Here is a 10,000-nt window from a genome sequence, read left to right on the forward strand (position 1 = left end):
AGGGGGCATGGTCTACGGGGGCTCAATCCGCAAGGATCTCGACGAATTCCCCACATCCTATCCCTTCTGTCCTATGTCCCATTCCTGAATTACGAATTAGCGATCGCCTATCCCCTGTAGAATTATTACGGATACAGACACGCTCAAGGAATCGAGGGATGGTAGCTACCGATGACAGGCATTCGCCGCAGGGGGAATCCCCTACCTTTGATCTATCGGCTTACTTAGCCCAGCGACAGGCTTTGGTGGAAGCAGCTCTGGAGCGTGCCGTCCCCATCACCTATCCTGAAAAGATATATGAGGCCATGCGCTATTCCTTAATGGCCGGAGGTAAGCGCCTGCGTCCCATCCTTTGCTTAGCCACTTGCGAACTGGGTGGCGGTACGCTGGAAATGGCGATGCCAACAGCCTGTGCTTTGGAAATGATCCACACGATGTCGTTGATCCACGATGATTTACCGGCGATGGACAATGACGACTATCGGCGCGGTAAATTAACCAATCATAAGGTCTACGGTGAGGATATTGCGATTTTGGCCGGGGATGGCTTGTTAGCCTATGCTTTTGAGGTTGTGGCCGAGACTAAGAACGTTCCACCTGAAAGGCTGTTGCAGGTAATTGCCCGCTTGGGCCGCGCTGTCAGCGCCGCCGGGTTAGTTGGTGGGCAAGTAGTTGACTTGGAATCTGAGGGAAAGGCGGATATTACGCTGGAAACTCTTAACTTTATTCATACCCACAAAACCGGCGCTTTGTTAGAAGCCTGTGTAGTTTGCGGTGGAATTATTGCCGGGGTATCCTCAACGGATTTGCAACGTTTATCCCGCTATGCTGAGAATATCGGGCTGGCGTTTCAGATTATCGATGATATTCTGGATATCACGGTATCTAGCGAAAAGTTGGGCAAAACCGCTGGGAAAGACCTCCAAGCGAAAAAGGCAACTTATCCTAGCCTTTGGGGATTGGAGCAATCGAAGCAAAAGGCTCAGCAACTGGTTGATGCTGCCAAGGCAGAAATGGCACATTTTGGGGAAAAATCGCGACCGCTACAGGCGATCGCAGATTATATTACCAATCGCTCTTACTAGCAGTCTCTGGGGGCAGGTTTTACCGGAAAATATAGATAAACCTGTCCTCACAGCCGATCGCAGAATCTTATCATCTTCGCATCCTCAATCCAAAATCGATATGCACGACTTTGGCCAGATCCTAGATAACCGGGTATTGCTGGTAGCTCTTTTAGCTTGTTTAATTGCACAAATATGCAAACTTGCCGTTCACTTGATCCAGCACGGTAAGGTAAACATCCGCGTTCTGGTGGAAACTGGCGGTATGCCCAGTGCCCATTCTGCCCTCGTGGCTTCCCTCGCCACAGGTGTGGGTCAGACACTCGGATGGGCGACGCCCGATTTCGCACTGGCAACCATTTTTGCCATTATCGTTATGTACGATGCTGCTGGGGTACGTCAAGCCGCTGGTAAGCAAGCCCGCATCCTCAATCAAATTATTGATGAGTTATTTCGAGAACATCCCACTTTTAATGAAGACCGTCTGAAAGAATTGCTCGGACATACGCCTTTTCAAGTGATTGTAGGTTCTGCTTTGGGTATAACTATTTCCTGCTTGGCTGGGCCAGCTTATTGAATTTCAAATTTAAGATTTCAGATTTCAAATTTTATTTTTCTTTTTGCGATCTAAAATCTGAAATTTGAAATTACCTTATTTTAGTTGCTTCAACTCGCGCTCTCAGGAGGGTTACTTTATCGCTATCTACTAGCATCACCCAAAAACCGCGATCGCTCAAGTCCTCAAATATACTCGTTGCATTTTTTTGATCGGTCGTATGCAATACCAGTAGGTAAGGTCGCTGTCCGTAGGAAACTAAACCGACTTCCTTCTTTAACGCTTCCTGTACTTGGGCGGCAATTTCCGGCTGATTGAAATAATCTACCAAAACAGCATAACCCGTCCCCAAGGGTTGCGGATTGTATGCTGGCGAATTCTCAGATGGCGGTGTCGCCGTTACCTGGGCTAATGCTTGAGGTCGTACCGCAAATGCTGGCAACAAAGCAACAGCTATGGCAAAACTCAGCACCGCACAGCACCGTTCGATCGCAATTTTACTCATGGTTTAGGGACTAGGGGCTAGGGGCTATGGGCTAGAGGGAGAGGGAAGAGGGAGAGGGAGAAATTTTGACTTTTGACTTTTGACTTTTGACTTTTGACTTCCCCCACTCCCCTCAATCACGACACCGCCGCCAGAGAAGCGAGGGGGTCGGGAATCGTATCAGAAGGTGCTGGAAATTCTCCCGTTGCTACGTACTCCAATCGCAACTTCAGCCAAGTAATAAATGAACTGTTAGTTGAAATTATCGCCGCCGCAGGTTGAGGACATTTTGCCTTAACATCTGCCATTTCCCTTGCTTCCAAAAATGCCGGTTGCTTTACCAACCAAAAATCAATTTCTTGTTCTTCTTCTTGATACTTGCGGGTACGTTCCCTTAGCACTTCTTCCAGGGGTTCTTCTTCTAGTAAAAAGCGTTGACTCGCTAAAACGTAGTAGTAAGTTGTCATCTCTTTGGTGATTGGTAATTGGTAATCGGTAATTGGCCAATTTCAGATTGTAGATTTCAAATTGCATATTTGATTCAAATCTAAAATCTAAAATCTAAAATTACCTATTACCTTGTATTGCCTGTTTCATTTCTCGGACGGCTCGCTCCAGTCCGACTAAAACAGCCCGACTTATTATTGTATGACCAATATTGAGTTCTTCCATACCTTTTAGGCTGGCAACTGGGTAAACGTTCCAGTAGGTGAGTCCGTGTCCGGCGTTGACTCGCAAACCAGATGCGATCGCATTTTCGCATCCTTTCGCCAAAACCGCTAACTCCTTCTCCCGACTCGCTTCGTCATGCGCCTCGGCATATTTCCCCGTATGCAGTTCGATAAATTTGGCTTTTATCTTGACAGATGCTTCGATTTGTGCGTCATCGGCATCGATAAACAAGCTCACGGGAATACCCGCATCTTGTAGTTTAGCCACAATATCCGTCATGCGGGAAATTTGTCCGGCAACGTCGAGTCCGCCTTCCGTGGTCACTTCTTCGCGACGTTCCGGTACGAGAGTAACATAATCCGGTTTGATATCGAGAGCGATCGCCACCATTTCGTCGGTAGCCGCCATCTCCAAATTTAGATGTGTGCGTACAGTCTGCCGCAATATTCGCACATCCCTATCTTGGATATGCCGCCTGTCTTCCCGCAGATGCACAGTAATACCATCAGCACCAGCGAGTTCCGCCAATACCGCCGCCGCCACCGGGTCAGGTTCTACAGTGCGACGCGCTTGGCGAATAGTAGCAACGTGGTCAATGTTAACGCCGAGTGTAGGCAACTGGGATTCTCCATCAGCCTAAAATCTTCCGTCCTCGATCTTACCTGAATGGATTACAGATTGACCTCTCCCCCAACCCCTTTCCTGGGAGGAGAGGGGAGTAATCTTACTCCCCCTTCCCTCTGGTTAAAAAAATTGACCTCTCCCCCAACCCCTCTCCTCGCAGGAGAGGGGAGTAAATTTCCCCCCCCTTTCCTGCAAGGAGAGGGAAGTAATCTTTTTCCCCCTTCCGTGCGAGGAGAGGGGAGTAATCTTTCTCCCCCTTCCCTCGTAGGGAAGGGGGTTGGGGGGTTAGGTTTTTATTTTATGAAATTGAGAACTGCTATAATTTCTAGATTGTCTAAGATTTCAATAAAATATAGATATAAGTTTCTCGATCGCATACCACAGGTAAACAGCATAACTGCAATTTCAACTCAGTCAAAGTAAAACCTCACTTTTGAGCAATTTCTAGCGCAATATCCCGATGATGGTCGCTATGAATTAGTCAATGGAGAAATTGTGAAAATATTAGCAACTAGGCAGCACGATGATAATTTTGCTCTAGCGTACTTGTGGTGGAAAAACCAGTTTTTTGGTAGGGGGAAGGAGGAAAAGCTTATTTAGTAAGCTTTTGGAAATTTAATAAATTTTAATTATCACCTTAAGTACAGGAGAAACCGATTTTTCTTTAAGCCATATATAAAAGACATCTCAGAAATTGAAGGTGCGTCGCCTGGAATCCTTGTAGAGACGTTTTATGAAACTTCTCTACTCTCTACAAGGTTCTTTGGAGATGTCTAAAGAACAATTCCATTGGTTACTATTTTGATGAGAACCGAGATGGCGACAGATAAACCAATACTAAACCTGTAATTAGGGCATAGGGTATACCAAAAAACTGAAACGTAGCTACATCCACAGCTGCGCCTACACTACTTGCTAACACCCACCAGAACAACCGAGTTCGGTCGATATGCTGTCGCAGGACATAATATTGAATTGTTCCAACTCCCAACCCCCACATCGCTCCCAGAAAGTTCAAGCCCAGAGAAACTTTCACAGCGTTAACAGCAAGAGAGTGCAATAATCCCCCCAAAGCTCCACCTCCGACAGTCGCTAGCACCCATTGCGCTAGCATCCGTTGCCTTCTGACATAGTAAAGTTTATCTAGGGCAAGCCATTGCAATATACTCACCGAGATTCCCATTATAGCACCGAACCTAGTTAAGTCCTCAAATTTTTGCGTGAAGGACCCCCCCAAGATCTTCCAGATACTAATACCCACGAGTAAACCCACAACATTCGCCACCACCCACACTAACAACCACTGGAGCAAAAAGCTATCAATTTGTGGGCTGTTGGCTAGTTCCGTCCTAGCTGTAGGGTTTGGAAGTTCTTCGGGCTGAGTTGGAATTTCTCGACGATTTTTGGGCAGTACAGGTGGTGGAGGATAAGATGGGTGGGGAATAGCCTCTTCGGGCTTTGTTTTAAGTGCTATTTCTTGAAGCTCTTGAGCTTCTATTGAGGCTACATCTTCATGTCTGAGTTTCAATACTTCTTGAAACCGCTGCAACTCTAGGCGGATTTCTTCGCTGAGGGGATACTGTTGCTCAATTTCCTCCCTAAACGCTTGCTTATATTTCTGCAATTTTTGCTGAAGCTCTTGGTAAGGTTTGAGTACTTGCGCCTCCATCTCCTCGGTTTCCTCCGGTAACAGTTTCAAACTCTCTCGGAGAGAATCCAAAGTTCGGCGACCAATTCGAGAAATCTTACCCTTAATGGCATAACGTCCCACTTCTTTGAGGTAAATAAGCTTTGGATCGTCGATGGCTGCTTTCGTCAGTTTGATTTTGAAACCTTCTTTAACAGCGTATAGTTCTGGTTTCATTGCAGGTGACGATTCTTGAACTTTCTTGCGAGCATACTCGTGCAACTCATCAACAGAAATCAAACCATCGTTATCTATATCCGCCGCCCCTGTTTCTATTCCCTCGATTAAGTAATGGGTGTAAATCGACAAATCAGACCCTTGTTGTTCAAAGGAATACTGAGTAGAACTCGAAGAAGTAAGAATCGCTCGTCCCTCTCCCCCCAGCTGACTTTTAATATCTACCTTGCCGTCATCTTTTGCAGATAACCCTTCAGCGAAAGCACCACTAAAGCAACAGTCCAGAATTACCACTTGTCTTTTGGAGCGGCTATTGCTCATAATATCGTGGATAAAACTGGCCGGAACAGCGCTGGAGCGGTACAATTCTCCCCGCTTATTCTTGCTCGTTTTGCTAGTTGCTAAGTAAAGCTTGCCGCTATCATCTTTTATGCCGTGACCTGAGAAGTATAGCAGCACCAAGTCATCCCTATCCCGTTCCGAAAACAGCGTTTCAATAGCTTGCTCCATAATCGATGGATTGCCTGGATTTTTCAATATGTTCACATTTGCTTCTGCAAATCCGCCCATTTCTGGATTTTGTAAGACTCGCCTCATAGCTTCTAAGTCTTTTACAGCACCAGGTAAAGGATTCAATCCTGGTTCATATTCACTTACTCCAATCAGCAAAGCAACTTTAGTCATTTGTTTTAGTTTCCATCTACAAATCTCTGAGCTGCCTGAATGACAGCCTCTAATTCTTGTTGATTGCTAGCTTTTACTTTCAGCTTTTTACCATTGAATTCTACTTCTAATTCAATGCTTTTCGCCATGAGTCGATTACTCAAAAATCCAAGTACAGGCTTAATTTTATCTGGATTCACCTCAGCTTTCAGCATCCCCATTAAAAAACCACCAAAAGATTTGTTTCCCTCCGGCGGATTCCGATCGATTACACGATTGACCTCTTCTACTTCATCGAGTTGCCGCATCTGATTAAGCAGTTTTTGGGTTTCTTCTTCCAGATCCTCTTCATCTAAGTTGGAATCATTGAGTGCCAAGATGAGTTTAATGGTGGATTCGTCTGCCATACTGCTTACTCCGATACAAACCAGGCTAATTTATTTAATTATATTTCTGTGATTTCGCCTATTGTCCAGGACGCTAAATTTTAAATTTTGTAAAAAATTACGGCTCTCCCTGATGTTTGGTGGAAGAAGTAGCGACTTATACATTTTTGCTGGCCACAGAAGGCTGAAAACCTCGATCCAGTTAGATTATAAGCTTGCCTTATCACCACAAGTACGGGAGAGCCCATTGCAGAGTCTTTTGTACTCACAATGGTAAACTTTTGGGAAGTCTTTCTGGTCAATAATTTTATTTTAAAATTGCTAGTCTATCTGAAAATTTTGCCTGAAGCATACATCACCCCTAACTCGAAGCACTCGTATAAAAACTTAACGCAAATCGCCAAAATCCCACAGAAGCCAAAAACAGCACAACTGCCAACACACCCGCACCCAACACCCAACCAACTTCCCCTCGCCCCAACATCGCCTCTGCTGGCACTGTTGTTAAAAATGCCACAGGTACTATAAAAGTAAAGAAGAATCGATAAGCAGTAGGATAAGCCATCATCGGGTATCTTCCCGCCTCCAGCAGTCCTCTCAATACCTCGGTAACGTTGAATATTTTGACAAACCAGATGCTAGTCGCTCCCAGCATAAACCACAAGCTGTAGAGGATAGCGACACCGAATGCGATCGGCACAGCACTAATCAAGTAATCATTAATACCAATACCCAGCCGTACACCTGCATAGCCAATCAGCAAAAAACCGAAAATTAAATCGGGTATTCCCCAAGGCGATACACTTCTAGCAGAAAGCCAAAATTGACTGCCGATCGGTTTTAGCAGCACAAAATCGAGAGTTCCTTCTTGCACTTGTCGGACAATACGGTTTAAATTAGGAACCAGGAAAGTAGTAGAAAATCCCTGCAATAAAGTGAATATTCCCAATACCACCAAAGTTTCTGACCAAGACCATCCTTGGAAAGTGTAGCCTGTGCGGTAAAACAAAAATAAACTGAACAAACTGCCGATCAAATTTCCCAAACTACTGAGTGCGGCTAAGATAAAGTTAACTCGGTACTCCATCTCAGCTGCTAAAGATGTACTCCAAAACAACCCCAACACTCGCAAATATCTTTTCATATTTGGGATTCTGACCGGAAATAATGGGATACAAGCCCCGTCCGTGAAGGACGGCTTTTTATTTCCATTTTTAAATTCCATGTTATCATAGTAGTTGATATCAATCAACTCAGTATCAATCGTGTTTGTCTACGAGTTTAAGGTCTACCCTAAACCACAACAAATAACCGCCATTAACGAAGCAATTAGGACATCTCAATTCGTCCGAAATAAAGTACTTCGTTACTGGATGGATAATCGTGGTATCGGTCAGCCTGAAATGTTTAGATACAACACTTTATTGAGAAAAAAGTTTAAGTTTGTAGAAGAATTAAACTCCCATGCTTGCCAAGCTGCTGTAGAAAGAACACTTAAAGCAGTTAACCGTTTTTATGATAATTGTAAAAACCAAGTTAAAGGCAAGAAAGGATATCCTAAATTCAAAAAAAACACTCGTTCTGTAGAGTACAAAGTCTCAGGATGGAAACTATCAGAAAATAGGAAGTATATCACTTTCACAGACCAGAAAGGGATTGGTATTCTTAAGCTAGTAGGTTCCAGAGATTTGAACTTTTACCAGATTGAGCAAATTAAACGAGTAAGAATTGTACGTCGTGCCGATGAGTACTACGTGCAATTTACCATTCAAGCCGATCCGAGAGAGCGGGTCAAGCCTTTAACTCCCAGTCAGAAAGCTGTGGGAATAGATTTAGGGATTAAATATTTCTTGGCGGATAGTCAAGGAAATATGGAAGCTAATCCCCAGTTTTATAGAAAGGGAGAGAAAAGCTTAAACCGCTTAAATAGGAAAAAATCTAAGAAGTTCAAGAAAGGGAGACCCCAGTCTAAGAACTATCAGAAAGCTAGAAATCGGTATGCCCGGAAACATTTAAAAGTAAGTAGGCAGCGAGAAGAGTTTGTCAAGAGAGTGGCACTCCGCTTAATCCAATCTAACGATTTGGTTGCTTATGAAGATTTGAATGTTCAAGGGTTGGTGAGAAATCGACATCTAGCAAAATCAATTAGTGATGCAGGATGGTATTTATTTCGACGTTGGTTGGAATATTTTGGCTATAAGTATGGAAAGGTTACGGTTGCTGTACCTCCTTACAACACAAGTCAAAAATGCTCCTATTGTGGTCAGAAAGTGCAGAAGTCTTTATCAACTAGAACTCATATTTGTTCGCATTGCGGGTTCATAGAAGATCGAGATATAAATGCCGCAATTAACATCCTGAAATTAGCGCTATGTACGGTGGGGCACACCGGATCTAAAGCTTGGGGAGATTTGCCCTCTAGCCTGGTTGGAGCAATCCTGGTAGGTTATGGTGAGTCTATGAACCAAGAATCCTCGCACTTATAGGGCGAGGAGTGTCAATTACACGCTCAATCCAAAATCTAAAGTCTAAAATCAATTATGCTCCCATTCCTGAATATCGTTTCAGTCCCCGACGCCACAACCAGCGATTGCAGACAAAAAAGAACAAGCACCAACCCAGCATAGTTAAAAATCCTTTTACCACATCTACTGGTAATCCTATCAACAAAGCAGCTGGAAAATGAACCAAATAGGGAAACGGAGTCCAAAGCACGACTTCTCGCACCCCTGGTGGAAAAAGTTCGAGAGGCGCAACCATACCAGAGAGAAATAGGTAGAGCAAAAACCAGAATTGATCGATCGCGGATGCTCGCTCTATCCAAAAAGCGAACATCGCAAAAGTATACTGAATTAAAAAGCGTAAAATGAAAGCGATCGCCAACGCCGGTACGCACAGCAAAAAGCTTTGCAGACTCGGTAGCCAAACCGCTTGGGGGTAGAGTATAAAAAACAACACCATTAATGCGATCGCGAATGGCAACCGAGCAAAGCGTTCCGAAATATGAGAGGCGACGTGATGCCAAGCCGGGTCTAGAGGCTGTAACAACCTGGGAGAAAGCTTTCCTTCCACCACCTCTTTCTCAAAATCCCAAATCACCCACACCACCGAAAACTGGCGTACAAAGAAAACAACCAGAAAGTAGCGAGCAAACTCCACTGGTGTCAATCCGAACCTGCCACCTTGCGCCGCCTGCATCCAAATTCCCATCATAATCAGCGGCAAAGACCCGGACAAAACCCACAACACCAGTTCTGCCCGATACTCCACCATATGAGCGTAGTAGACTTCAAGCAGCACGCTCGCTTTTCTAAAAATCCCTTTCATCAAGCTACCCCCGCACGAAACACTCGACCGATAACTTCTTCGATCGGCGGGTCAGTCACAGTCAAATCCAATACCTGTAATTCCGCAAGTATACGGGCAACCGTCCGGGTCAGGGCTTCCCGCTGCACCAACAAACGCACCTCCCGACCTTCCACCGTTTCCAGTTCCCCGTATTGCGACAAATCGGTTTCCGACACAGCTTGGGCTAACTCCACCTTAACTTCCCGGTAAGGGGCGAACCGCTGCAACAGCCCTTCCAAACTCCCATCGTAAATTAGCAGCCCTTGGTGAATCAACAAAACGCGATCGCAAAGAGCCGTAATATCCGCCATATAATGACTGGTCAGAAGCACCGTCGCC

General features: G+C 44.9%; 11 protein-coding genes (1 of these 11 cut by a window edge). 3 read left to right on the top strand and 8 right to left on the bottom strand.

From position 1 onward, the window contains the following. Positions 1-158 precede the first annotated feature (158 nt). Together crtE and H6S82_RS02185 are read left to right on the top strand one after the other, a co-directional pair. Positions 159-1,085 carry a geranylgeranyl diphosphate synthase CrtE gene (gene crtE / locus H6S82_RS02180; RefSeq protein WP_190474641.1) on the top strand — a complete coding sequence of 309 codons (927 nt, stop codon included), beginning with the start codon at positions 159-161 and terminating at the stop codon, positions 1,083-1,085. Between the two features lie 100 nt (positions 1,086-1,185). Next, positions 1,186-1,641: a divergent PAP2 family protein gene (locus H6S82_RS02185; protein ID WP_190474643.1), complete on the top strand. Its 456-nt coding sequence runs from the start codon at positions 1,186-1,188 to the stop codon at positions 1,639-1,641. A 70-nt stretch (positions 1,642-1,711) separates the two neighbouring features. On the opposite strand, the gene H6S82_RS02190 is transcribed toward H6S82_RS02185, so the two are convergent. From H6S82_RS02190 to H6S82_RS02215, 6 genes are all read right to left on the bottom strand, one after another. Beyond that, positions 1,712-2,125, bottom strand: a complete 414-nt coding sequence (locus H6S82_RS02190; RefSeq protein ID WP_190474645.1) for a hypothetical protein — start codon at positions 2,123-2,125, stop codon at positions 1,712-1,714. 116 nt (positions 2,126-2,241) lie between these two features. Next, positions 2,242-2,571, bottom strand: coding sequence for an MgPME-cyclase complex family protein (locus tag H6S82_RS02195; protein WP_190474655.1), 330 nt, complete (start codon positions 2,569-2,571; stop codon positions 2,242-2,244). Positions 2,572-2,671: 100 nt separating this feature from the next. Beyond that, entirely contained in the window at positions 2,672-3,394 is a 723-nt protein-coding gene (locus tag H6S82_RS02200; protein ID WP_190474657.1) for a pyridoxine 5'-phosphate synthase, read from the bottom strand. Between the two features lie 802 nt (positions 3,395-4,196). Next, a complete protein-coding gene (locus tag H6S82_RS02205; RefSeq protein WP_190474659.1) occupies positions 4,197-5,948 on the bottom strand; it encodes a caspase family protein in 1,752 nt (583 codons plus the stop codon). A gap of 5 nt (positions 5,949-5,953) precedes the next feature. After that, positions 5,954-6,334 (bottom strand): hypothetical protein, encoded by a 381-nt coding sequence (locus H6S82_RS02210; protein ID WP_190474661.1) that lies wholly within the window; start codon positions 6,332-6,334, stop codon positions 5,954-5,956. Positions 6,335-6,674: 340 nt separating this feature from the next. Continuing rightward, positions 6,675-7,457, bottom strand: coding sequence for an ABC transporter permease (locus H6S82_RS02215; protein WP_190474663.1), 783 nt, complete (start codon positions 7,455-7,457; stop codon positions 6,675-6,677). 121 nt (positions 7,458-7,578) lie between these two features. Between H6S82_RS02215 and H6S82_RS02220 the strand changes: the two genes are divergently transcribed. Continuing rightward, positions 7,579-8,799, top strand: a complete 1,221-nt coding sequence (locus tag H6S82_RS02220) for an RNA-guided endonuclease TnpB family protein (protein WP_190474667.1) — start codon at positions 7,579-7,581, stop codon at positions 8,797-8,799. Positions 8,800-8,851: 52 nt separating this feature from the next. Here H6S82_RS02220 and H6S82_RS02225 read toward each other — a convergent pair whose 3' ends face one another. After that, positions 8,852-9,640 carry an ABC-2 family transporter protein gene (locus H6S82_RS02225; protein WP_190474665.1) on the bottom strand — a complete coding sequence of 263 codons (789 nt, stop codon included), beginning with the start codon at positions 9,638-9,640 and terminating at the stop codon, positions 8,852-8,854. After that, positions 9,640-10,000, bottom strand: partial view of an ATP-binding cassette domain-containing protein gene (locus tag H6S82_RS02230; RefSeq protein WP_190474669.1) — the final stretch only. 620 nt of this gene lie beyond the right edge of the window; the window shows 361 of its 981 coding nt (coding positions 621-981); the start codon falls outside the window, past its right edge; it ends in the stop codon at positions 9,640-9,642. The genes H6S82_RS02225 and H6S82_RS02230 overlap by 1 nt, the downstream gene beginning before the upstream one ends.

Origin of the sequence: Planktothrix sp. FACHB-1355, from assembly GCF_014748295.1 — a bacterium.
In the GTDB taxonomy this organism is placed as follows: Bacteria; Cyanobacteriota; Cyanobacteriia; order Cyanobacteriales; family Aerosakkonemataceae; genus Aerosakkonema; species Aerosakkonema funiforme_A.

Excerpts from the sequence above, each read along its gene's own strand:
- crtE (WP_190474641.1), top strand. The coding sequence starts at position 159 with ATGGTAGCTACCGATGACAGGCATTCGCCGCAGGGGGAATCCCCTACC.
- H6S82_RS02185 (WP_190474643.1), top strand. The coding sequence starts at position 1,186 with ATGCACGACTTTGGCCAGATCCTAGATAACCGGGTATTGCTGGTAGCT.
- H6S82_RS02190 (WP_190474645.1), bottom strand. The coding sequence starts at position 2,125 with ATGAGTAAAATTGCGATCGAACGGTGCTGTGCGGTGCTGAGTTTTGCC.
- H6S82_RS02195 (WP_190474655.1), bottom strand. The coding sequence starts at position 2,571 with ATGACAACTTACTACTACGTTTTAGCGAGTCAACGCTTTTTACTAGAA.
- H6S82_RS02205 (WP_190474659.1), bottom strand. The coding sequence starts at position 5,948 with ATGACTAAAGTTGCTTTGCTGATTGGAGTAAGTGAATATGAACCAGGA.
- H6S82_RS02210 (WP_190474661.1), bottom strand. The coding sequence starts at position 6,334 with ATGGCAGACGAATCCACCATTAAACTCATCTTGGCACTCAATGATTCC.
- H6S82_RS02215 (WP_190474663.1), bottom strand. The coding sequence starts at position 7,457 with ATGAAAAGATATTTGCGAGTGTTGGGGTTGTTTTGGAGTACATCTTTA.
- H6S82_RS02225 (WP_190474665.1), bottom strand. The coding sequence starts at position 9,640 with ATGAAAGGGATTTTTAGAAAAGCGAGCGTGCTGCTTGAAGTCTACTAC.